The organism is Nocardioides sp., assembly GCF_030019515.1.
Taxonomy (GTDB): domain Bacteria; phylum Actinomycetota; class Actinomycetes; order Propionibacteriales; family Nocardioidaceae; genus Nocardioides.
The window spans coordinates 68,534-90,172 of the sequence record NZ_JASEEQ010000015.1; the positions used below are offsets into that span (position 1 = coordinate 68,534).

At 70.1% G+C, this 21,639-nt stretch carries 22 protein-coding genes; 14 read left to right on the forward strand and 8 right to left on the reverse strand.

What is annotated here, in order from left to right; genetic code table 11:
• Positions 1–18: 18 nt before the first annotated feature.
• Genes QMC84_RS18790 through QMC84_RS18800 form a run of 3 tightly spaced genes read right to left on the reverse strand, consistent with a single transcriptional unit; the run spans position 19 to position 2,863 of the window.
• Complete coding sequence (locus tag QMC84_RS18790; RefSeq protein ID WP_300377409.1) at positions 19–1,155, reverse strand: NAD(P)-dependent alcohol dehydrogenase; 1,137 nt, start codon at positions 1,153–1,155, stop codon at positions 19–21.
• Positions 1,152–1,958, reverse strand: coding sequence for an SDR family oxidoreductase (locus QMC84_RS18795; RefSeq protein ID WP_300377410.1), 807 nt, complete (start codon positions 1,956–1,958; stop codon positions 1,152–1,154). Before QMC84_RS18795 ends, QMC84_RS18790 begins: the two co-directional genes overlap by 4 nt.
• A 32-nt stretch (positions 1,959–1,990) precedes the next feature.
• Positions 1,991–2,863, reverse strand: coding sequence for an MBL fold metallo-hydrolase (locus QMC84_RS18800; protein ID WP_300377412.1), 873 nt, complete (start codon positions 2,861–2,863; stop codon positions 1,991–1,993).
• A 320-nt stretch (positions 2,864–3,183) separates the two neighbouring features.
• On the opposite strand from QMC84_RS18800, the gene QMC84_RS18805 reads away from it, so the two are divergent.
• From QMC84_RS18805 to QMC84_RS18850, 10 genes are all read left to right on the forward strand, one after another.
• Positions 3,184–4,176 carry a branched-chain amino acid ABC transporter permease gene (locus QMC84_RS18805; protein WP_300377414.1) on the forward strand — a complete coding sequence of 331 codons (993 nt, stop codon included), beginning with the start codon at positions 3,184–3,186 and terminating at the stop codon, positions 4,174–4,176.
• Positions 4,177–4,180: 4 nt separating this feature from the next.
• Positions 4,181–5,122: a branched-chain amino acid ABC transporter permease gene (locus QMC84_RS18810; RefSeq protein WP_300377416.1), complete on the forward strand. Its 942-nt coding sequence runs from the start codon at positions 4,181–4,183 to the stop codon at positions 5,120–5,122.
• On the forward strand, positions 5,115–5,927 hold the full coding sequence (locus tag QMC84_RS18815) for an ATP-binding cassette domain-containing protein (RefSeq protein ID WP_300377418.1): 813 nt from the start codon (positions 5,115–5,117) through the stop codon (positions 5,925–5,927). Before QMC84_RS18810 ends, QMC84_RS18815 begins: the two co-directional genes overlap by 8 nt.
• A complete protein-coding gene (locus QMC84_RS18820) occupies positions 5,920–6,630 on the forward strand; it encodes an ABC transporter ATP-binding protein (RefSeq protein WP_300377420.1) in 711 nt (236 codons plus the stop codon). The genes QMC84_RS18815 and QMC84_RS18820 overlap by 8 nt, the downstream gene beginning before the upstream one ends.
• Positions 6,631–6,666: 36 nt before the next feature.
• Entirely contained in the window at positions 6,667–8,013 is a 1,347-nt protein-coding gene (locus QMC84_RS18825; protein ID WP_300377422.1) for an ABC transporter substrate-binding protein, read from the forward strand.
• A 156-nt stretch (positions 8,014–8,169) separates the two neighbouring features.
• A complete protein-coding gene (locus tag QMC84_RS18830; RefSeq protein ID WP_300377424.1) occupies positions 8,170–9,948 on the forward strand; it encodes a PEP-utilizing enzyme in 1,779 nt (592 codons plus the stop codon).
• A 44-nt stretch (positions 9,949–9,992) separates the two neighbouring features.
• The gene (locus tag QMC84_RS18835; protein ID WP_300377426.1) at positions 9,993–10,820 is read left to right on the forward strand and encodes a PEP/pyruvate-binding domain-containing protein; all 828 of its coding nucleotides are present in this window, start codon (positions 9,993–9,995) and stop codon (positions 10,818–10,820) included.
• A 51-nt stretch (positions 10,821–10,871) separates the two neighbouring features.
• Complete coding sequence (locus QMC84_RS18840) at positions 10,872–11,705, forward strand: fumarylacetoacetate hydrolase family protein (protein WP_300377428.1); 834 nt, start codon at positions 10,872–10,874, stop codon at positions 11,703–11,705.
• A gap of 53 nt (positions 11,706–11,758) precedes the next feature.
• Entirely contained in the window at positions 11,759–12,052 is a 294-nt protein-coding gene (locus tag QMC84_RS18845; protein ID WP_300377430.1) for a putative quinol monooxygenase, read from the forward strand.
• A gap of 44 nt (positions 12,053–12,096) precedes the next feature.
• Complete coding sequence (locus QMC84_RS18850; RefSeq protein ID WP_300377432.1) at positions 12,097–13,482, forward strand: NAD-dependent succinate-semialdehyde dehydrogenase; 1,386 nt, start codon at positions 12,097–12,099, stop codon at positions 13,480–13,482.
• A 21-nt stretch (positions 13,483–13,503) separates the two neighbouring features.
• Here the strand turns inward: QMC84_RS18850 and aspS are convergent, their stop codons facing one another.
• Entirely contained in the window at positions 13,504–14,790 is a 1,287-nt protein-coding gene (gene aspS, locus QMC84_RS18855; protein ID WP_300377434.1) for an aspartate--tRNA(Asn) ligase, read from the reverse strand.
• A gap of 223 nt (positions 14,791–15,013) precedes the next feature.
• On the opposite strand from aspS, the gene QMC84_RS18860 reads away from it, so the two are divergent.
• A complete protein-coding gene (locus QMC84_RS18860; protein WP_300377436.1) occupies positions 15,014–15,994 on the forward strand; it encodes a DUF389 domain-containing protein in 981 nt (326 codons plus the stop codon).
• On the opposite strand, the gene QMC84_RS18865 is transcribed toward QMC84_RS18860, so the two are convergent.
• On the reverse strand, positions 15,961–16,920 hold the full coding sequence (locus QMC84_RS18865) for a GNAT family N-acetyltransferase (RefSeq protein ID WP_300377437.1): 960 nt from the start codon (positions 16,918–16,920) through the stop codon (positions 15,961–15,963). The genes QMC84_RS18860 and QMC84_RS18865 overlap by 34 nt on opposite strands.
• 58 nt (positions 16,921–16,978) lie before the next feature.
• Between QMC84_RS18865 and fdxA the strand changes: the two genes are divergently transcribed.
• Positions 16,979–17,305: a ferredoxin gene (fdxA, locus tag QMC84_RS18870; protein WP_011754654.1), complete on the forward strand. Its 327-nt coding sequence runs from the start codon at positions 16,979–16,981 to the stop codon at positions 17,303–17,305.
• Between the two features lie 17 nt (positions 17,306–17,322).
• A complete protein-coding gene (gene dapC / locus QMC84_RS18875; RefSeq protein ID WP_300377444.1) occupies positions 17,323–18,447 on the forward strand; it encodes a succinyldiaminopimelate transaminase in 1,125 nt (374 codons plus the stop codon).
• A gap of 58 nt (positions 18,448–18,505) precedes the next feature.
• Here dapC and QMC84_RS18880 read toward each other — a convergent pair whose 3' ends face one another.
• The 3 genes from QMC84_RS18880 to QMC84_RS18890 are packed head-to-tail and all read right to left on the reverse strand — an operon-like array spanning position 18,506 to position 21,040.
• On the reverse strand, positions 18,506–19,468 hold the full coding sequence (locus QMC84_RS18880; protein WP_300377446.1) for a hypothetical protein: 963 nt from the start codon (positions 19,466–19,468) through the stop codon (positions 18,506–18,508).
• A gap of 54 nt (positions 19,469–19,522) precedes the next feature.
• On the reverse strand, positions 19,523–20,491 hold the full coding sequence (dapD, locus tag QMC84_RS18885) for a 2,3,4,5-tetrahydropyridine-2,6-dicarboxylate N-succinyltransferase (RefSeq protein ID WP_300377448.1): 969 nt from the start codon (positions 20,489–20,491) through the stop codon (positions 19,523–19,525).
• A 24-nt stretch (positions 20,492–20,515) separates the two neighbouring features.
• Positions 20,516–21,040, reverse strand: coding sequence for a DinB family protein (locus QMC84_RS18890; RefSeq protein ID WP_300377450.1), 525 nt, complete (start codon positions 21,038–21,040; stop codon positions 20,516–20,518).
• Between the two features lie 131 nt (positions 21,041–21,171).
• Between QMC84_RS18890 and QMC84_RS18895 the strand changes: the two genes are divergently transcribed.
• Positions 21,172–21,435 carry a hypothetical protein gene (locus tag QMC84_RS18895; protein WP_300377452.1) on the forward strand — a complete coding sequence of 88 codons (264 nt, stop codon included), beginning with the start codon at positions 21,172–21,174 and terminating at the stop codon, positions 21,433–21,435.
• Positions 21,436–21,639 lie beyond the last annotated feature (204 nt).

Here is a 21,639-nt window from a genome sequence, read left to right on the forward strand (position 1 = left end):
TGCTGACGGCCGGCATCCTCACGACGGGTCACCGCTCATCAGCAGCACCGGCTTGACCACGTCCCCGTCGAGGCAGTCGGTGGCTGCCTGGTTGATCTCCTCGAACGAGTAGTGGGTGATCAGCCGGTCGAACGGAAGCAGCCCGCGCTGGTGCAGCGCGAGCATGCGGGGGATCATCTGGCTCGGAGTGCTGTCGCCCTGCAGGACGCCACGCACCGTCAGGCCCTTGGTCATCGCCTCGAGCATCACGATGCCACCGGTGGCGCCGGGCGGCGCCGTGCCGACGTAGGCGCAGGTGCCGAGCGAGTCCAGCGACCGCACCGCCTGGGTCAGCACGTCCGGGACGCCGGTCGTCTCGAGCACGAAGTCGACGCCGCGGCCCCCCGTCGCGTCCCGGATCGCCTCGACCGGATCGACCGTCTCCGGGGAGAACAGATGGGTGGCCCCCAGCTCGGCCGCCATCGCGAGCCGGGAGGCCCGGCGGTTGACCGCCACGATCGTCGTGGCGCCGCACAGCCGCGCCGCCATGACGGCGCACAGGCCGACCGAGCCGGTCCCGTAGATCGCCACCGACGAGCCGGGGGTCACTCGGAGCACGTCGAGAACGGCGCCCACGCCGGTCTGCACCCCGCACGCCAACGGTCCGGCGATGCGCAGGTCGGTGTCGTCCGGGACCTTCACGACACTACGAGCGTTGGCGACGCAGAGCGTTCCGAAGGACGACTGGCCGAAGAAGTGGTCCCCGATCGGGCGGTGGTCCAGGTCGGTCGTGGCCACCGAGCCGTCGGCGCGACAGCAGCCGAACTTCAACTGTGCGATGGAGTCGCAGTACGCCGACCGGCCGGTGTGGCAGCGCCGGCACTGGCCGCAGGACGGGAAGCTGAGCACCACCTTGTCGCCGATCGTGACTCCGCGGACCGCGCTTCCCGTCTCCCTCACGATCCCTGCTCCCTCGTGGCCGAGCACCGCGGGAAGCGACTCCGGCCGGGAGTCGCGCACCAGCAGGTCGGTGTGGCACAAGCCGGACGCCACCACCTCCACGAGCACCTCGTCCGACCGGGGCCCCGAGATCTCGACCTGCTCGAGCCGGAACGGCCCGCCCGTCTCGCGGACGACGGCGCACGTCGCCGTGGTGGCCACCGACCGGTCGCTCACTGGGTGGCCGTGAGGCCGCCGTCGAGCGTGAGCAGCTGTCCGGTCACGAAGGACGAGGCCTCGGAGCAGAAGAAGAGGACGGCGCCCACCAGGTCGTCGGTCTCCGCGATCCGGTGCAGCGGGATCCGGCTGACCAGGTTGTCGTAGAACCCCGGGGCGGCGAGCAGCTCCGCCGCCTGCTCGGTGCGCACGAACGTCGGCGCGATGGTGTTCACCCGGATGCCGTGCTTCGCCCACTCCGTGGCGTGCTGCCGGGTCAACGCGTCCAGTGCGCCCTTGGCCGCGACGTAGGCGGAGAAGCCCGCGTCGATGCCGAGCTGGCCGCGCACGGAGCTGATGTTGAGGATGGCGCCGCCTCGTCCGCCGGCGACCATCGCCCGGGCGGCGGCTTGGGAGACCAGCAGCGCTGTCGTCAGGTTCAGGTCGAGGATCCGATTCCAGTCCGCCTGCGGGTAGTCCTCGGCGGCGTGCAGGGCGGTTCCGGCGCCTCCGCCGATCCCGTTGACCAGGACGTCGACGCGGCCGAAGGCATCGAGGGTCTGCTGGACGGCGTCATCGGCGGCTGCCTTCTCCGACATGTCCCCGGCGATCACGAGAGCTTCGCCGCCGGCCTCCTCGACGGCACCGCGGGCCGTGGCGAGCCCCGCCTCGGACCGGCCGATGATGGCCACCTTGGCGCCGACCCCGGCGAGCGCAGCGCAGGTCCGGACCCCGACGCCGCCCGAGCCGCCCGCGACGACGGCCACGCGATCGTCGAGCCTGAAGCGCTGCAGTTCGGTCGTGTTGACGTGGGCCGTGGCCATGAGGTTCCTCCGGTCGAAGTGGGTGTGCAGGTTCAGCGGGCGGGAGAGCGCTTGGTGGTGAACTTGTCCCACAACGACGCGGCGTTGAGCGTCTGGATGTGGTCCATCATGTAGCCCTGGCCGATGTCGACCGGGCCGAACTTGTCGCGGAAGTCGATGCGAGCGATGGTCTCCTCACGCGACCAGCCCAACGCCACGGCCTCGGCGACGGCACCGGTCCACTCCAGGAGCACAGCGCGTTGGGTGGCCAGGTACGCCGGGGTGGTCACCGGTCCGTGACCGGGGACCACGTGGTCGACGTCGAGGCTGCCGATCACATCGAGCGCGCCGATCCACTGCTCGACGTCGGAGGTCATCAGCCAGGTCTGACACTCGGAGAACACCGTGTCGCCGGTGAAGACCACCCGCTCGTCCGGTACGTACACCGCGATCTGGCCGGGGGTGTGGCCGGGGGTGTGGATGAGGTGGAAGGTCTTCTCGCCGACCTTGAGCTCCAGGTCGCCGGTGAACACGAGGTCACCCCGGTTCGGATCCTCGTAGTAGGTGTCCCGGTCGGGCACGATGGCCGCCGCCTCCGGGTCGTCGGTGGGGATCGCCTCGATGGCGTACGCGAACGGGTCCAGGTCGGGGGTCGGGACCATGAAGTTGTCCGCGACACCCTGATGGTGGACCACCTCGCCGGCGCCCTTGAAGAAGTAGTTGCCGAAGATGTGGTCGACGTGGTGCTCGGTGTTGATCACGAACCGGATCGGGCCCTCGGCCTCGGCCTGCTTGCGCATCTGGACTGCCTTGGTCGGCAGCTGCGGCGTGTCGATGAGGACGACGCCGGCGGTGGTCACGACGTAGCTGGGGTTGCAGCCACGGATCGTGGTGGACGTGAAGACATGCGGCGTGACGCGCTGCACGTGGACCTCCTAGGGACTCGAGCCTGGGCCATCCCGGAAAGCGATCGCTCGTGCTCTCGTCCGGTTTCTAGACATAATCGATTCTCGATGTGAGGCTGTCAAGCGCGGCTAGCGGGCCGATTCCGGGGCCTTGACGGGTCATGTGACCACGGTTACATTCCATCTATTATCGAGAATCGACTGATTGAGACCTGGGTCCGAGACCCAGGAGATTGGGTGGAGATGGACGCGACTCACCTGACCGGGCGAGGCATGGCGAGCTCCCTCGCGTGCCGCGCTGTTGGCGGGCTGACGTGAGCGGCCGCTCGTCAGATCGGACCGTGAGCGCACGAGTTCCGGTGCCCTCGCCGGGGGGACTGGCGAGTCGCAACCTCGGCGGTCCGGGGAGGCTGGCGGCTGCCGCCGTAGCCGTGCTGGCCCTGATCTGGATGACCGGGAACCTGTCCTCGGTCGTCCCTTCCCTGGTCATCGGACTCACCGAGCATGCCCCCCTGGTGCTGGCCGCCACCGGCTTCGCGCTGCTGTACCGCCTGACCGGGCTGATCAACGTGGCCTACGCGGAGACGGTCACGTTGGGGGCCTACTTCGCCATGCACCTCAACACGACCTACGGGCTCGGCTTCTTCGCGGTGCTGGTCCCGGCAGGAGTCCTCGCCGGTCTCCTGAGCGTGGCGACCTACCTGCTGATCTTCCGGCCCGCGAAGCTCCGCGGCGTGGGGGTGCTCGAGCTGATCATCATCTCGTTCGGGTTGTCGATCGCGTTGCGGTACGGACTCCAGTTCGTCTTCGGCACGCCGGTGCGGTTCTTCGACGTCCCGCCGCCCGACAGCGTCAACATTCTCGGTGTCGGGGTGGCGTCATTCCGCCTGGTGGCCCTGATCAGCGTCCTGGTCCTCGCCGTCGGCCTCTACCTGTTCATCCAGCGGTCTCGCTACGGCCTGATGGTCCGCGCGTTGGCCGGGGACGAGGCGCTCGCCCAGGTCAGCGGGATCCGGCCGTTCGCGGTGACGGTATTGATCTGGTTCATCGCCGGACTCGCGGGTGGCATGGCCGGTGCGTTCTACGGCGTCGGGTCCTCGGTCAGTCCGATGCTCGGGAGCCGGGTCTTCATCCTCATCCTTCTCGTCGTCCTCGTCGGTGGGATCTGGGGCCTCAACGGCGTGATGGTCGTCGGCATCGGGACGGGCATCGTGCTCGCCTTCATGACCCTGACCCTGGGCCAGGTCCTGTACGCGCACGTGGTCCTCATCATCGGCTTCCTGGTCGTGCTCAAGGCGCGCGGACGCCGGCTCACCGAGAGCACGAAGGTCTGACGCCATGGTCCTCGACACGTTCCTCATCTCAGGCCTGTTCCACGTCGTCATGCTGATCGGGCTGGCGCTCCTGCTGCACCTGCAGCTCGGCCTCAGCCGGATCGCCAACTTCGGCGTCGTCGGGTTCTGGGGGGTCGGCCTCTACGCCTTCGGTGTGCTCTACGTCCGGGTCGACTGGCCGTTCGGGGATCCGATCCAGTTCGTCGTGTGCGCAGCGTTGGCCACCGTGGCCGCGGGCCTGTGCGGACTTCTTGTCGGCTGGCTGATCGCCGACCTCGACGTCGACGGTGTGATGGTCGGGACCCTGGGCTTCGCGACTGCCGTAGCGCTCCTCGCGACGACCGAACAGGACCTGACGGGCGGGGCGCTCGGCATGGGGGGCCTGCGCTTCCCCTACGACACGGGCGACGTGGCCGTCAACGAGCTGATCTGGCTACTGGTGCTGGTCGCACTCGTCGCCGGGATCCTCGCCTACGTCTGGCTCGTCCATCGCAACCCCTACGGTCGGCTGCTCATCGCGATCGGGAGCAACGAGCCGCTCGCCAAGAGTCTCGGCAAGCCCGCGACACGCACCAAGCTCGGGCTGTTCACCGTCACCTCGGCGCTCATGGGCCTGCTCGGGGCGATGTACGGCGTGATGGTGCGGTTCCTCGAGGTCTCCAGCCTCGGCATCGAGCTGACTCTCGCCGCCGTCGTCGGTCTCGTCGTCGGCGGCTCGGTGCGCGTTCTCGGGGCGGTGGTCGGGGTGCTGCTGACGGTCGGCGTGTTCGACATCGTCATCCAGTCCTACATCCCGCTGCCGGCGGACTGGTACACCCAGACGATCCCGCTGCTGCGCGAGGTCATGTTCGGACTGGCGCTGATCCTGGTCCTCGTCTTCCGGCCCCTCGGCCTGCTCGGCCACATGCGGCGCGACCGACTCATGAAGAGGATCCATGGTGCCTGAATCCACCACGACGGTTCGGCCCGAGCTGGCAGCTCGGACCGCGCCGCGCCCCCGGCTCACCCTCGCCAACGTGGTCAAGAGCTTCGCAGGCCGCACGGTGGTCGATGTCGAGGACCTGAGCCTCGGCAACCACCCCATCGAGGGCCTCATCGGACCGAACGGTGCGGGCAAGACGACCCTGATGCGCCTGATCATGGGCTCCCTCAAGGCCGACTCGGGGCAGATCCGCCTCGAACGAGCCGGGCATCGCGACGTCGTGCTCTCCCGGCTCCACGCCCACAAGATCGCTCAGTGCGGAGTGGTGAAGACCAACCAGGTGATCACCGACTTCGATGGGCTGACGATCCTCGACTCGCTCCTGCTGTCGGTCACTCCGGAACGCCGTGAGTTCCCGCTTCATCTGATGGGGGAGCGCGCGACGTACGAGGAGCACCGCGCCGAGATCGAGCGCCAGCTCGATCACTTCGGGCTCGAGAACACGCGTCGGCTGGCGCTCTCGGCCGGCGAGAAGAAGCTCGTCGACATCATCCGGTGCCTGCTGCTGAAGCCCGCCGTCCTGCTCCTGGACGAGCCGACGGCTGGACTTCCGGGTGAGGTGACCCAGAAGGTCATGGACGCCGTGGACGACCTGGCCGGCAACGGCACCACCGTCGTCATCATCGAGCACGACCTCGACGTGATCTGGAACCTCTGCACGCAGGTGACCTTCATGGCCGAGGGCCGGGTGATGCTCCGCGGTGAACCGTCGGAGATCCGAGAACACAGCACCGTCGTCGAGAGCTACTTGGGGCAGGGTCATGTCTGATACCACCAGGGTGCTCGAGGTCAGTGGCCTGCGAGCCGGCTACGACGGGATCGCCGTTCTCGACGAGGTCGACTTCACCGTCGGCGACGAGGTCTTCGCGATCCTGGGCGCCAACGGTGCCGGGAAGACGACCCTGCTCGCGACGCTGGCGCGCCTCAACCCGCTGATGGCGGGGACCGTCACCTTCCGAGGCACCGACATCAGCCGGATGCGGGCCTACCAGAGCGCGGGTCTCGGCGTGGGGTACGTGCCTCAGGAACGCGGTGTCTTCCCCGACCTGACCGTCATGGACAACCTGCGAGTGGGCGGGATGTTCGGCGACCGGTCCGTGTCCGAGCGCATCGACGAGGTCTTCGCCTTCTTCCCGGATCTCAAGCGCAAGCTGAACCTGCGCGCCGGCACGCTCAGCGGGGGCGAGTCGCGCATGGTCGCCTGCGGTCGAGCCCTCATGCAGGAACCCACGCTCCTCCTCCTCGACGAACCGACCGCGGGACTTTCTCCGCTGTACGTCAGCACGTTCTTCGAGGCGATCCGCCGCATCCGCGTCGAACGGCAGGTAGCCATCGTCGTTGCGGAGCAGAACGCCACGCAGGCACTCGGGGTTGCCGACCGCGTGATGGTGCTCAGCCTCGGCCAGAAGTCGGCCGTGATGGACGCATCCGAGCTCACCACCGAGCAGCTGAAGCACGCCTATCAGATCTGACCAGGAAAGAACTGGCACGGAGAGAGGAACACCCCGATGAAGCGTTCTGTCCCGGTGGGCCGCGCACTCGTTGCGCTGCTCGCCATCACGCTGGTGGCCGCTGGCTGCACCACCAGCTCCGGCAAGGAGAAGGAGGCGACGGGCGACGTGGCCGTCTGTGAGCTGGCCTACTACACCGGCGAGTTCGGCTCCTACGGCAAGTCCCTGACCGCCGACGTCGTGTTCCCGGTCGAGGAGGTCATCAACGAGGATCCCCCGCTCGGCCGGTCCTGGAAGCTGTTCCACGAGGACCTCGGCACGGTCGGCGAGGCACAGGCCGCGCGCACCTGCCTGGACCGTCACGGTGCGGAGATCCTGGTCAGCATCGCTCACGGCTACCGGACCTACCGCGACCTGATGTTGGAGCGGTGGCAGGAGGAGGACAGCCCCCTCGCACCCTCGGTCCACGGTGGCGCGATCCCCGGAAACCTCGGTGGCAAGGCCGAAGAGCCCATCTTCCGCGCCCAGGGCCTGGACGAGACGCTCGGCATGACCGGCGCCCTCTACGCCGAGCAGATCGGCGCCGAGTCGGTGGCCATCTTCGCGACCAACGTCGAAGGCTTCCAGCTCGCGGCCGACGCTGCGGAGAAGACCGCCGAGTACCTCGGACTCGAGGTCGTCGGGCGGATCGATGCCGGCGCCGAGCAGCCGTCCTATGTTGCCGAGGCACGGAAGATCGCCGACCTGGACCCCGACGTGGTCATCGTCCAGGCCGGCTCCGTCGAGTCCGCAACGCTGATCAAGCAGGCCACCGAGGCGGGCATCTCGCTGGAGTGGATCGGCGAGACCGGCTGGGTCCAGCCCGAGTTCATCAAGACGCTGGGCACCGGACCGCTCGCCAAGCAGCAGGGGATCGGCTTCGCAGCCTTCTCCTACAACGATGAGTCGCCGGCCTGGGACTTCTTCTCCGAGCTCTGGGAGAGCACACCCGGGTACGCCGACGAGTTCGGCCCGCCGAGCGACGCCTACCACTACTCCACCTACGACCTGATGGTGCAGACCGCGCTCGCGGTCGAGGCCGGTGGCTCCTACAAGGTGAGTGACTGGGCGCCGGCCATGCACGAGGTCGGGGAGGCACCCGGAACGATCTGCTACACCTACGCCGACTGCCTGAAGCTCATTCGGGACGGTGAGGAGATCGACTACGACGGCATCACCGGCTCCGGTGATTACACCGACGGCGGCGTGAACCAGATCGTCCAGTCCTACACGCCCTTCGCCGAGGACGGCAGCCACGGCGAGCCGATCGAGCTCGACCCGGAGCGCGCGTTGGAGGTCGTCCAGGCCATCGCCACCGAGGCCAAGTGCGACCCCGAGAACCCGCCGAACGTCTGCGAGTGGTGAGCCGGCTCACCGATGCCTGACGGCCGCGACCCCGGGGCAGCCGCCCCGGGGTCGCGGGCCCGGCTTGACGAGTGACTCACATCACTCTAGATTATCGATAATCCATTGTAGTGCCGTCGTCACGACGCCGACGCCACCCACCAGGAGGGGCCCTCGATGACCCAGACCGTAGCGACCTTCTTCGGGGACGAGGAGTTCCCCGTCCACTGGGAGAACGGGCAACAGGACCTCCTGTGGGTCCACGACGACCTGCACATCCCCAACCCGGTCTCGCCGATGTACGCCGATATCGGCGGCTGGTGGCTCAAGTGCGACTACATGTTCCGCCGGTTCGGGACGCCCTTCGCCTCGGACTGGATCTCCAAGATCGTCAACGGGTACGTCTACACCGCTGCCATCCCGGCGCAGCCCGGCCTGTCCGCGGAGACGACCGAGTACGGCGCCCGGTACGTGCCCCGCGTCCCGGACAACGACGAGTACGCCGCGGAGATCGGTGGCTACCTCGGCTGGACGTTGCCCTACTACGCGGAGAACTTCCTGCACTGGTGGCGTGACCGCCTCGTGCCCGAGATGACCCGCAACTTCGAGCGCTTCGACGCCTACGACTACGACTCCGCCAGCCTGGTCGAGCTCGCGATCCTGCTCGAGGACGCGATCGACATGCACGATCGTCACTGGCAGATCCACTGGGTGCTCAACTTCGCCCAGTTCTCCTCCACCACGAACCTCAACGCGATCATCGCCGAGGTGAAGGGTGAAGGCGACCACTCCGACCTGACGGGTCGCCTGCAGAGCTCCCTCGACAACCGCAACTGGGACTCCATCGAGGAGCTGTGGAAGATCAAGGAGCAGATCAAGAAGGTCGTCGGACCGGTCGCCGATGCCTTCACCAGGGACACCGCGGCCGAGATCCGTGTGGAGTTGGAGTCGACACCCGAGGGCCGGGCCTTCCTGGCGGAGGAGATCGAGTCCTACCAGGCCGTCTTCGGGTACAAGTCCATGTACGCCCACGAGTTCTCGTTCAAGACCTGGCGCGAGGACCCCGCTCCCGTCCTGGAGTCGATCCGCAGCTACCTCGAGTCCGACTACGACTACCCGGCCGAGATCGCCGCCGTGGGCACGGACCTCGAGGCGGCCAAGGCCGAGGCGATCGAGGGCGTCCAGGGCGAGGACCTCGAGCGACTCCGAGGCGCGCTCGACCTCAGCTTGCGGATGAACCCGTTGACGCCCGATCACCACTTCTACATCGACCAAGGAACCAACGCCCGGGTCCGGCTCGTGCTGATCGCGATCGGCAAGATGCTCGTCGATCTCGGCAAGCTCAGCGATGCGGAGGACGTCATGTACCTGCGCTACAACGAGCTGCGCACCCTCATGGCCGGCAGCAACGGATTCGACGCCGAAGCGCTGGTCGGTGATCGACGCGACGACCGTGAGACGGCCTACGAGCTGCGCCCGCGTGACTGGCTGGGGACCGCGACGGAGGAGAACCTGGCGTTCCCGTACCTGGCGCTGTGGGCGTTCCCGGACAAGGTCTACCGCAAGCCGTCCGAGGTCGAGGGGGAGATCCAGGGCCTGGGAGCATCGAAGGGTGTCATCGAGGGGACCGCTCGTGTCGTGCTGTCGCCTGAGCAGTTCAGCCAGGTGGAGCAGGGCGAGATCATCATCTGCCGGATGACCAGTCCCTCCTGGGTCGTGCTGTTCACGAAGATCGGAGGCCTCGTCACCGATGCCGGTGGCATGGCGTCGCACCCCGCGGTGGTCTCTCGCGAGTTCGGCATCCCGGCTGTCGTCGGCACGTCGGACGCCACCCGCAAGATCAAGACCGGCGACAAGATCCGCGTGAACGGGGCGACCGGCATGGTCCAGGTGCTCTCGACCGACCCGAACGACGGCGCGACAGATCGGGCCGCGCACGTGCGAGGTCAGCTGTGAGCACGATGATCCGGTCGGAAGCGCCCCGTCGGAAGGAAGCCTCCATGCCCGAGACCCCCCTCGTCCTCGCCTTCACCGACGAGCGATGCCGCGAGGTCGCGTTGTCGGGCGGCAAGGGCGCGAGCCTCGCGTCCATGACCCAGAACGGGCTTCCGGTGCCGCCCGGCTTCGTCATCACGTCGACGGCGTTCGCGGAGGCGGTCGACGCCGAGAGGCTCTTGGGCTGCCTCGAGGTCCGAGACCTGGAGGGTGCCCGTGCCGTCGTCGCGCAGACCGTGCCCCCTGCCGGGCTGATCAAGGCCGCCTACGACGAGCTGCCCCGAGGCACCTCCGTCGCGGTGCGGTCCTCGGCCTGCGCCGAGGACGGGAACGACGCGTCCTACGCCGGCCAGCAGGAGACCTACCTGTTCGTCGAGACGCTCGACGACGTCCTGGCGAAGGTCGTGGACTGCTGGCTCTCCTTCTTCTCCGAGCGTGCGCTCTTCTACCGCGAGCACAAGGGGGACCTGCGAGACATCTCGATGGCCGTCGTCGTCCAGCAGATGGTCGACGCGGAGAAGGCCGGCGTGATGTTCACCGTAGATCCGGTGAACCACCGCAGGGACCGCATCGTCGTCGAGGCCGCCCGCGGGGTCGGGGAGTACGTCGTCTCCGGCGAGGTCACCCCGGACTACTACACGCTGGATCGCCAGGGGACGCTGAAGAAGGCGCGGGTCGTCGACGAGCCGGTGCTCTCGGCGTCCGAGCTGGCCGACCTCGCGAGGCTGGGACTCCACCTCGCCGAGCTGAACGGTGGCCCCCAGGACATCGAGTGGGCCTACGACTCCACGGGCCTGTACATGCTGCAGTCGCGGCCCGTGACGACGCTCTAGTGACCACGTGATGACCATCGGCAGAGTCGGGGAGCCCGGCGAGTGAGGTATGTGACCTACGAGTCCCCGGACATCCGCGGTCGCAGGGTCGGCTACCTCGACGGCGACGCCGTGGTCGATGCAGGTTTCGATGGCGACATGGTCGCCTTCATCGAGGCCGGGGCACCGATCGGGAGCACCCGCGGCGTGCCGAACGCCGTGCTGCGCGCCCCCCTGCGGCCGCGCACCCTGCGTGACTTCCTCGCCTTCGAGGGCCACCTGCTCAATGTCTTCCCGGCCCTCGGCAAGGCGATACCCGAGGAGTGGTACCGGATACCGGCCTACTACAAAGGGCTGCCGGACACCGTCATCGGACCGGACGAGGAGATCCCGTGGCCGGCGTACACCGAGAGGCTCGACCACGAGCTCGAGCTCGCCGCGGTCATCGGCCGTCCGGGGAAGGACATCGCCGAGGCCAGTGCCCTCGACCACGTCTTCGGCTACACGATCTGGAACGACCTGTCCGCTCGTGACGTCCAGGTGGGCGAGCTGGCGGTGGGGATGGGGCCGGGCAAGGCCAAGGACTGGGACGGCTCGAACGTCCTCGGCCCCTGCATCGTCTCCGCTGACGAGATCGACCCGCACGACGTCGACCTCGACGTCCGCGTCAACGGCGAGCGCTGGGGTGGCGCCAACACCCGAGACATGCACCATGCGTTCGAGTCGATGATCGCCTATGCGTCCCAAGCGCTCGTGCTGCACCCCGGCGAGGTGCTCGGGTCCGGCACGGCCACCGGTGGCAGCGGCATGGAGCTCGACCGCTGGCTCAGCGCCGGCGACATCATCGAGATGGAGGCCTCCGGTATCGGAGTGCTCCGCAACGTCATCGGGCCTCGACCGGCCTGACCCCGAGTCAGCACACCGGTACGACCCCACCAGAGGAAGAAGAGGTATCGCTCATGGCATTCGTCGTAGCCGCCATCTGGAAGGCCAAGGAAGGCGAGCAGCAGCGGGTCGAGGACGTCATCCGAAAGATGACACCGCTCTCTCGCGGCGAGGAGGCCAACCTCTTCTACCAGGCACAGGTCTCCCCTGAGGACCCGCGCACCTTCTTCCTCTACGAGCAGTACTCCGACGAAGCCGGGTACGAGGCACACAAGGCCACGCCGTACTTCCAGGAGAACGTCTTCGGCTACATCCTCGAGTACCTCGAGGAGCGATCGGTCAAGACGTACACCACCATCGATGTCTGAGGTCCGGCGGGTGCCGAACACCCATAGGGAGAGGGGGTCTCGACATGGCCGCTGACCCGATCATCACCGTCGACCCCGCGACCGGCCGTGAGCTGGGCCGCTACGACGTCATGACGGACACGGACATCGAGGGCGTGCTCACCCAGGTCACCGTGGCCCAGAAGCTCTGGGCTGACTCGTCGATCGACGTCCGCACCGCCGTACTGCTCAGGACCGCTGGGATCCTCCGGGACCGTGCCGCCGAGCTCGGCGCTCTTGCCACCGCCGAGATGGGCAAGCCGATAACGGAGGCCATCGCGGAGGTCGAGAAGTGTGCGTGGGTGTGCGAGTACTACGCCGAGACCTCACCCGGGCAGCTGGCGGACGAAGAGGTCGCCGCCAGCGGCTCCCGGAGCTTCATCCGCTACGAGGCTCTCGGCACGGTGCTCGCGGTGATGCCGTGGAACTACCCGTTCTGGCAGGTGTTCCGCTTCGTCGCGCCCACGCTCGCCGCGGGCAACGCGGGCATCCTCAAGCACTCGCCCAACGTGACCGGGGTCGCGCTCGCCATCGAGCAGGTGCTGACCGAGGCGGGTCTTCCCGCTGGTGTCTTCCGCACCCTTCTCGTGGCCGAGGATGAGGTTGCCAGCATCGTGGACCGGCTCATCCAGGACGACCGCGTTGCTGCGGTGACCCTGACCGGCAGCAACAGGGCGGGAGCAAGCGTCGCCGCGAGTGCCGGCCGCGCCGCCAAGAAGACCGTCCTGGAGCTGGGCGGATCCGACCCGTTCGTCGTGCTCGCCGACGCCGATCTCGACCTCGTCATCCCCAGGGCGGTGGCCGGGCGCTTCCTCAACACGGGCCAGTCCTGCCTGTGCGCCAAGCGGTTCATCGTGCACGAGACCCTGGCCGCCGAGTTCGCTCGACGGTTCGCTGCCGCGGTGGAGGACCTGGTGATCGGGCCGCCGGACGAGGAAGGCACCAGGATCGGGCCGCTCGCCCGGGCCGACCTGGCCGAGAACCTCGGGCGCCAGGTCGACGAGTCGGTCGCAGCCGGCGCGGTCGTCCTCACCGGGGGCAAGCCGCTGGACCGAGGACCCGCCTGGTACGCCCCCACCGTCCTGGTGAACGTCACGCCCGACATGCCGGTGATGGCCGAAGAGACCTTCGGCCCGGCAGCAGCAGTCATCGAGTTCGGCACCGATGACGAGGCGGTCGCGCTGGCCAACGCCACCCCGTACGGGCTGGGGGCCAGCGTGTGGTCCGCGGATGCTGGCCGCGCGCTCGAGATCGGGTCCCGCATCAGCTCGGGCGCGCTCTTCGTCAACGCCACCACCGCGTCCGACCCGCGGCTCCCCTTCGGCGGCGTGAAGCAGAGCGGCTACGGGCGCGAACTGGGTGCACTCGGCGCGCGAGAGTTCACCAACATCCGCACCGTCGTCATCGGGTGAACCCGACGATCGTTGCCGCCGTCAGGGGGTGAGCCGGGTCAGGTCGCGCGGGAAGAGCGTCACCTCGCGGATGTTCGTCACCCCGGTGAGCCGGGCCGTCCACCGCTCGAGGCCGATCGCGAAGCCACCGTGCGGCGGCATGCCGTGCTCGAAGGCCTGCAGGTACGACGCGTACGCCGCCGGGTCCTCGCCCCGAGCGCGGATCGCCGCGTCGTACTCCGAGGGCCGGTGCAGGCGCTGCCCGCCGGTGACCAGCTCGAGCCCGCGGAACAGCAGGTCGAAGCTGTTCGACCACCGCTCGTCGCCCGGCCACGGGTGGGTGTAGAACGGCCGCTTCGCCATCGGGTAGCCCTCGACGGCCACGAGGTCGCTGCCGTGCTCGGCGAGCGCCCAGGCACCGATCGCCCGCTCGTGCTCGGGCGCCAGGTCCGGCTCGTCCTCGGGGGCGCCCACCAGCGCCAGCGCGTCGCGGAAGTGCAGGACCGGGATCTCCTCGGGCACGACCGGCAGCTCGGCGCCGCACCGCTCCACCGCCGCGCCGGCGTGCTCGCGCACCGCGGCGACCATCCCGGCCAGCACCTCGCGCAGCACCGCGAGCACGTCGCGGTGGTCGCGGACGAAGCCGAGCTCGACGTCGAGCGAGACGTACTCCGCCAGGTGGCGCACCGTGTCGTGCGGCTCGGCGCGGAAGACCGGGCCGACCTCGTAGACGCGCTCGAAGACGCCGACCAGCTGCTGCTTGTAGAACTGCGGGCTCTGGGCGAGGTACGCCGGGCGCCCGAAGTAGTCGACCTCGAACACGTTCGCCCCGGACTCGGTCGCGGACGCCACGAACTTCGGGGTCTGCACCTCGGTGAAGCCGGCGGCGTCCAGCGTCGCGCGGAAGCCGCGGACCGACGCCGCGGCCAGCTCCCACCGGGCCCGCTGCCGCGGGTGCCGCCAGGTGACCGGCGCGTGGTCGAGCAGGGTCGGCAGCGCCACGTCGAGGCCCGGTCGCCACAGCTCGACCGGCGGCGTCGCCGCCGGTTCGGTCAGCGCGGTGACGGTCGGGCCGGTCAGCTCCATCCCGCCCGGCGCCTGGGCGTTCGCGGTCGCGGTGCCGACCACCTCGACGGTCGTCTCCTCGGGCGGCACGGCCGAGCCGTCGCGGACCACGACCTGCGCCAGGCCGCTCCGGTCGCGCACGACCAGGAACGTCAGCTCGCGCAGCACCCGGCGGCGGTGCACCCAGCCCTGCAGCCGGACCACCTCCCCGGGCCTCGCGGCGGCCAGGGCGGAGCAGAGCGTGCGGGGTGGTACGGATGTCATGGCTGCCTCCAGTCGCGTGAAGCCCTGGAGGTGTGGGCGGGGGCAAGGTCGCGGTGCCACCACACCTTCGCCGATTTCCCGTTGTCGGGGCTCGGCCTCTCGTCGGTACGCCGATCCGCGCGGGCCGGACTGTCACGAGGGTCGTCACGCCTCACCCGGCCACCCCGATCGTAGGTCGGCACGGCGCCGGGGCGCCAACCGATTGCCGCCGTACGCTCGACGGGTGCTGGCCCACCTGCGTCTCACCGTGCCCCGCGAGCTGTCCGAGCCGGTCCGCACGCTGCTCCTCGAGCACGCGTGCACCACCAACGTCACCGTGGCCGAGGGGGCGTGCCTGCGGCCCGAGGGCGACCTCGTGGAGTGCGATGTTGCGCGAGAGCAGGCCGGCCAGTTGCTCGACGAGCTCGACCGGCTGGGGCTCGACGAGTCCGGGGGCATCGTGATCATGACGCCGACGGGGACACCGTTCGCGGCCGCCCGCCGGCTCGAGGCCGCCGCCCCGGGGCATCCCGACGACGCGGTGATCTGGGAGTCGGTCGAGGCGCAGGCCGAGTCGGGTGCGGTGCCGACCGTGTCCTACCTGGTGTTCCTGGTGATCGCGGTCTCGCTGGCTGCGGTCGCGGTGATCACCGACTCCGCGGTGCTCGTGGTCGGCGCGATGGTCGTCGGCCCCGAGTTCAGCGCGATCGCCGCGGCCTGCGCCGGCCTGGTCCTGGGCCGCTGGGGCCTGGTCGGGCGCAGCCTGCGGCTGCTCGTGCTCACGTTCGCCTTCGCGATCGCCGTGGTCACCGTGCTCGCCCTGCTCGCCACCTGGACCGGGGCGATCACCGCGGCGGACGTCACCCGGCCGCGGCCGAACACCGGCTTCATCTGGCACCCCGACCTCTGGTCGTTCGTGGTCGCGCTGCTGGCCGGCGCCGCCGGGGCGCTGGCGTTGGCGGTCGAGAAGACCGCAACCATGGTCGGTGTCTTCATCAGCGTCACGACGGTGCCGGCGGCCGGCAACCTCGCGCTCGGCCTGGCAGTCGGCGAGCCCAGCGAGATCCTCGGGTCGCTGGCCCAGCTCGGCGCCAACATCGGGAGCATGATCGTCTCCGGGACGCTGCTGCTCGCTGTGGTGCGGGTGGCCTGGCCCTGGATCACCGCGCGCAGCGAGCGGCTCCTCGGCGCTCAGGGACCGGCAACGGGCGGCGGCGCCAGGTAGCGGTAGGCGTGGTGCGTGGTGAACCCCAGCCGCTCATAGAGGGCGACGGCGGGCTCGTTGTCGCCGAGCACCTGGAGGTACGCCGTGGTCGCGCCGCGCTCGGCGCCCCACTCCAGCAGCGCCGCCATCACCGCGAGCCCCAGCCCCCGCCGGCGGTGCTCCGGCGCGACCTCGATGCCCCGGAAGCCCACCCAGTCCCGGTCGTACGCCGCCACCCCGCGGGCCCGGTCGCCGAACCGGACGGTCGCCAGGTCGCCGTGCTCCTCGAGCTCGGCCGCCCCGGTCGGCTCCGCCGGCCGGGCACCTCGCAGCGCCCGCCGGACCTGGGCGACCCCGGCCAGCTGGAAGTGGGTGTCGGCGTCGTGGCTCTCGACGACCCAGCCGTGCGAGCGGAACAGCTCGTCCTCGGCCGAGTCCGGCAGCACCGCCGCGATCGGCCGCCCGGTCCGGCCGGCGTAGAACTCGAGCACCTGGGCGTAGTCGTCGGCCACCCCGGACGGCGCCATCGCCAGCACCGAGTTGGCCCGCCGCGCGGTGGTGGCCGGGGAGTGCCGCAGCAGCCAGTCGCCCAGCGGCCGGGTCTCCAGCCCGGGCCACAGCGCGAGCGCCCGCAGCTGCGCCTCCTGGGCGGGCACCCGGTGCCGGGGCGAGGGCCGTGGCGGCACCGGCTTGCCGGAGACGATGTCGGCCGTGGCGATGGTCACCGACTCGCCCGACCCATCCGAGTCGCGGCGCACGACACAGACGCCGTCCGCCCACGACACGCACACGCCCAGGACGTCGGTGAACGCCGGTCCGCCCGACGGCCCGGTCCGGCCGTGCAGCACTCGGCGTACCACCACTCGCTCGCCCACGACGTGCGGCCCCAGGGAGTGCGATCCGAGCGGGTGTCCGCCCACATCTTGGGGTCCTGCCGCCTCAGCCACGTTTCGGATACTAGGCTGTGCCGAGCAGCGCTTCCGCTACGCCCTACAGGAGGATTCGGTGACCTACGTCATCTCTCAGCCGTGCGTCGACGTGAAGGACCGGGCGTGTGTCGACGAATGCCCCGTCGACTGCATCTACGAGGGCAAGCGGATGCTCTACATCCACCCGGACGAGTGCGTGGACTGCGGGGCCTGCGAGCCGGTGTGCCCGGTCGAGGCGATCTTCTACGAGGACGACACCCCGGAGGAGTGGAAGGCGTACTACGACGCCAACGTGCACTTCTTCGACGACCTCGGCTCCCCGGGCGGCGCGGCGAAGCTGGGTGAGATCGACCACGACCACCCGATGATCGCCGAGCTGCCCCCGCAGAACCAGGACCATTGAGGCACCCGTTGGTTGAGGTGCGAGCGACGCGAGCCTCGAAACCAACGGTCTCCGCCCGGCTGCCGGACTTCCCCTGGGACCACCTGCTCGCGTATGGCGAGCGGGCCCGGTCGCACCCCGACGGCATCGTCGACCTCTCGGTCGGCACCCCGGTCGACCCCACGCCCGAGGTCGTCCAGGAGGCGCTGCGGGCTGCGGCGGACTCGCCGGGCTACCCGCTGACCGTCGGGCGGGCCGACCTGCGGGAGTCCTGCCTGGACTGGCTGGCCCGGCGGCACGGCGTGACCTGCCTGGACACCGCAGACGGAACCGTGCTGCCGGTGATCGGCTCGAAGGAGCTGATCGCCTCGATGCCGGTGCACCTCGGCCTCGGCCCCGGTGACCTGGTCGTCTACCCCGAGCTGGCCTACCCGACGTACGAGGTCGGCGCGGCGCTCGCCGGGGCCCGCGCCGTCGCCACCGACTCGCTGACCTCCCTCGGCCCGGAGCGGCCCGCGCTGCTGTGGCTGAACTCCCCGTCGAACCCGACCGGCCGGGTGCTGCCCCGCGAGCACCTGAAGAAGGTCGTGGACTGGTGCCGCGAGCGCGGCACGATCCTGGTCTCCGACGAGTGCTACCTGGAGTGCGCCTGGGAGGACCGCCCGCTCTCCGTGCTGCACCCGTCGGTCTCCGGCGGCTCGGCCGAGGGCATCCTCGCCGTGCACTCGCTGTCCAAGCGCTCCAACCTGGCCGGCTACCGGTGCGGCTTCGTCGCCGGCGACCCGGCGCTGATCGGCGAGCTGCTCGCGGTGCGGAAGAACCTCGGGCTGATGATGCCCGGCCCGCAGCAGGTCGCGATGAAGGCCGCCCTCGACGACGACGCCCACGCGCTGGAGCAGCACGCCCGCTACGCCGCCCGCCGGGCCAGGCTGCGCGAGGCCCTGACCGGGGCCGGGTTCCGCATCGAGCACTCCGAGGCCTCGCTGTACCTGTGGGCCAGCCGCGACGAGGACTGCTGGGACACCGTCTCCTGGCTGGCCGAGCGCGGCGTCCTGGTCGCCCCCGGCGCCTTCTACGGCCGGGCCGGTGCCCGCCACGTGCGCGTCGCCTTCACCGCCACCGACGAGCGGGTCGACGCCGCCGTCGCCCGGCTGGCCTCCTAGACCAGGACGTCATGCGGACGGAGCCGCAGGTGACACCCTCCGTCTGACGTCCCGCCGATCAGTCGAAGACGTCGACGTGCACGTGGTCGCGGTGCTCGAGGACCGCGCGGTCCCCGGCGCGCTCGGGCGGGTCGTAGTCGCGCCAGCCCTCGTCCGAGGCGGACCCGGAGGTCCAGATCCGGTCGTCGAAGATCACGTGCTGGATGCCGAGCCGGTCGGCCATCGCGACGAGGTACTGCGCGATCGCCCAGCCGCGGACCTTGTTCTCCGCGTCGACCGGCCGCACGAAGACGTCGATCGCGCGGCCGTCGTAGTGGGCCGACCCCTCCATGTGCCCGGTCGAGACCCCGCCGGGGGCGAAGCCCCCCATCGGCGGCCCGCCGAACAGCTGACCGACCTCCCGGCGTACGACGTCGGCGCGACGAGTCAGCCCCGAGTCCATCAGCCGGTCGGGCGCGGACTCGGGAGCGTCCGAGATCCGGCAGCTGAACGCGCGGCGGGAGTTGCCGCTGAGCGCCGAGGCGAGGACGCGGGCGTCGGCCTCGTGGTCGGCGTACGCCTCCGGGAAGCCGGAGCGCTGCACCTCCTGGGCGGCCACGGTCACCCGCATCGACTCGTAGTCGCCGATCTTCTCCAGGGCGTCGTAGAACGCGTTGGTCGCGTAGTAGGGGTCGAGCACCTGCGCGGCGGTGCCCCAGCCCTGCGAGGGCCGCTGCTGGAAGAGCCCGAGGGAGTCGCGGTCGCCGGCCTCGACGTTGTAGAGCTTCGACTCCTGGTACGCCGTGGCCAGGGCGATCGTCGCCGCCCGCGCGGGCATCCCGCGCCCGACCGAGATCGCGGTGATCAGGGCGGCGTTCTCGGCCTGCTCGACGCTGAGCCGCACCGTGCGGTCGCTGACGGTCGCCGTGCACCCGTCCTGCTGCAGCAACGGCGAGACGTGGTCGAGCACGCCGTACCCCACGGCCGCGACCACGCCGACGGCGGCGAGCCCCAGCAGCGCGACGCCCGTGCGCATCCTCATGCCGTCACCATGAGGCAAGTGTCAGGGTCGGGGGAAACGCGGGTCAGCCGGTGATCAGTTGGCGTGCAGCGCCGCGTTGAGCTCGATGCCGCCGCCCTGCCACGGCACCGCCTCGATCGCCCCGGTGACGGAGTTGCGGCGGAACAGCACGTTGCTGGCGCCGGAGAGCTCCAGCGCCTTGACGACCTTGGGCTTGCCGTCGAGGTCGCGCATGGTGACCTTGGTACCGGCGGTGACGTAGCAGCCGGCCTCGACCACGCAGTCGTCGCCCAGGGAGATGCCGACGCCGGAGTTGGCGCCGAGCAGGCAGCGCCGGCCGATCGAGATGATCTCCTTGCCTCCGCCGGAGAGGGTCCCCATGATCGACGCGCCGCCGCCGACGTCGGAGCCGTCGCCGACCACCACGCCCGCGGAGATGCGGCCCTCGACCATCGAGGCGCCCAGCGTCCCGGCGTTGTAGTTGACGAAGCCCTCGTGCATCACCGTGGTGCCCTCGGCCAGGTGCGCGCCCAGCCGCACCCGGTCGCCGTCGGCCACCCGGACACCGCTCGGCAGCACGTAGTCGACCATCCGCGGGAACTTGTCGACGCCGAAGACCGTGAGGTGCCGGCCGTTCGCGCGCAGCCGCGCCCGGATCGCCTCGAAGCCCTCCACGGGGCAGGGCCCGGCGCTGGTCCACACCACGTTGATGAGCAGGCCGAAGAGGCCGTCGAGGTTCACCGCGTGGGGTACGACGAGCCGCGTGGACAGCAGGTGCAGCCGCAGCCACACGTCCTCGGTCGTCGTCGGCGGCGCCTGGAGGTCGGCGATCTCGACCAGCAGCACGTCGCGGGTCACCCCGCGGTCCTTGTCGCTGCTCTGCAGCGCGCTCAGCTCGGCGGGCGTCACCGCGTCGGCGGGCGCCGGACCCAGCGCGGGGGAGGGGAACCAGACGTCGAGGACGGTGCCGGCGGCGTCGATCGTCGCGAGGCCGAAGCCCCAGGCCGGGCCGGGCGTGCTGGCTGTCGCAGGTGTCGCAGTCACGGCGTACACCCTAGGGCGCGGCGGTCACTGACCGGTGCGGCCGTCCACGGACTCCCGGAGCAGGTCGGCGTGGCCGCAGTGTCGCGCGTGCTCCTCGACCAGGTGCACGGCGATGTCGCGCACCTCGGTCGGCTCGCCGTGCACGGCGACCAGCCGGCCCCAGTCCTCCTCCGCGGCCAGCCACGCGTCGGCGTCGGCGACCTCCCGGCGCCACGACTCCCAGGCGTCGGCCACCACGTCGGGATCGGCCACGGCGCCGTCGAAGTCCGCGTCGGGAGTGTCGGGCGACCAGTAGAGCCGTGGCAGGTCCGGCTGCTCCTGCAGGACCCGCCGGCTCCAGCTGTGCTCGACCTTCGCGAGGTGCCGGAGGAGGCCCAGCAGCGACAGCGTCGAGGGCGGCACGGCGCGGCGGGCCAGCTGCTCGGCGTCCAGGCCCTCGCACTTCATCTCGAAGGTGATCCGGTAGTTGCGCAGGTACGTCAGCACGGTGTCCCGCTCGCCGTGGGTGGACCGGTAGTCGCGGCGGTCCGGCCGCTCGGGCTCGCTCATGCGCCTACTCGACCAGCCCGGCGTGGAGAGCGCAATCGGGTTGTCGGTCCGCGCTGACACGCTGTCCCTCTCCCCGCCCTCGGGTCCAGAACGGAAGGAGCACCAGGGTGCCGACCGGTCGAGGAGACACCGTGTCCGTCAGGCGTGAGGAGCTGTTGCGACGGGTGCGCATGTCGTGGGAGGAGTTCCTCGAGCTGCCCCATCCGCCCAAGGCGGAGTGGGTCACAGGGCCAGTACCGGGTGGTCGACCCCGACCTCCGGGCGATCGACGTGCGGCGCACCGCGACGGCGAGTGGGAGCCGGTCGGCCGGCTGGACGAAGCTGATCCGACCGCCGAGGTCGAGCTGGCGGACGTCACCGTGCCGATCGACCTGCGGCAGGTCCTGCGCGACTGAATGCGATTGGCGGGGCGACGAGCGCACGCCGTACTGTGTGCCTCACAGGCGTTCGAGCCGTCATCAGCGGCGAGCCTCCGGAAGAACGGTCCACCGGGACCCAGTAGAACCGGACGGGTAGGCCCGTCACAGCCGTCAACGAGTGGCTCCTCCGGGAGCAAACGAGGTGGTACCGCGGCAGTCCGCAGTCAGGGATGTCGTCCT

What these genes read in the sequence shown, in the direction of transcription:
- QMC84_RS18880 (WP_300377446.1), bottom strand. Translation starts at nt 19,468, where the DNA reads ATGAGGATGCGCACGGGCGTCGCGCTGCTGGGGCTCGCCGCCGTCGGC.
- QMC84_RS18835 (WP_300377426.1), top strand. Translation starts at nt 9,993, where the DNA reads ATGCCCGAGACCCCCCTCGTCCTCGCCTTCACCGACGAGCGATGCCGC.
- QMC84_RS18825 (WP_300377422.1), top strand. Translation starts at nt 6,667, where the DNA reads ATGAAGCGTTCTGTCCCGGTGGGCCGCGCACTCGTTGCGCTGCTCGCC.
- QMC84_RS18795 (WP_300377410.1), bottom strand. Translation starts at nt 1,958, where the DNA reads ATGGCCACGGCCCACGTCAACACGACCGAACTGCAGCGCTTCAGGCTC.
- QMC84_RS18830 (WP_300377424.1), top strand. Translation starts at nt 8,170, where the DNA reads ATGACCCAGACCGTAGCGACCTTCTTCGGGGACGAGGAGTTCCCCGTC.
- QMC84_RS18845 (WP_300377430.1), top strand. Translation starts at nt 11,759, where the DNA reads ATGGCATTCGTCGTAGCCGCCATCTGGAAGGCCAAGGAAGGCGAGCAG.
- aspS (WP_300377434.1), bottom strand. Translation starts at nt 14,790, where the DNA reads ATGACATCCGTACCACCCCGCACGCTCTGCTCCGCCCTGGCCGCCGCG.
- QMC84_RS18850 (WP_300377432.1), top strand. Translation starts at nt 12,097, where the DNA reads ATGGCCGCTGACCCGATCATCACCGTCGACCCCGCGACCGGCCGTGAG.
- QMC84_RS18810 (WP_300377416.1), top strand. Translation starts at nt 4,181, where the DNA reads ATGGTCCTCGACACGTTCCTCATCTCAGGCCTGTTCCACGTCGTCATG.
- QMC84_RS18820 (WP_300377420.1), top strand. Translation starts at nt 5,920, where the DNA reads ATGTCTGATACCACCAGGGTGCTCGAGGTCAGTGGCCTGCGAGCCGGC.
- QMC84_RS18890 (WP_300377450.1), bottom strand. Translation starts at nt 21,040, where the DNA reads ATGAGCGAGCCCGAGCGGCCGGACCGCCGCGACTACCGGTCCACCCAC.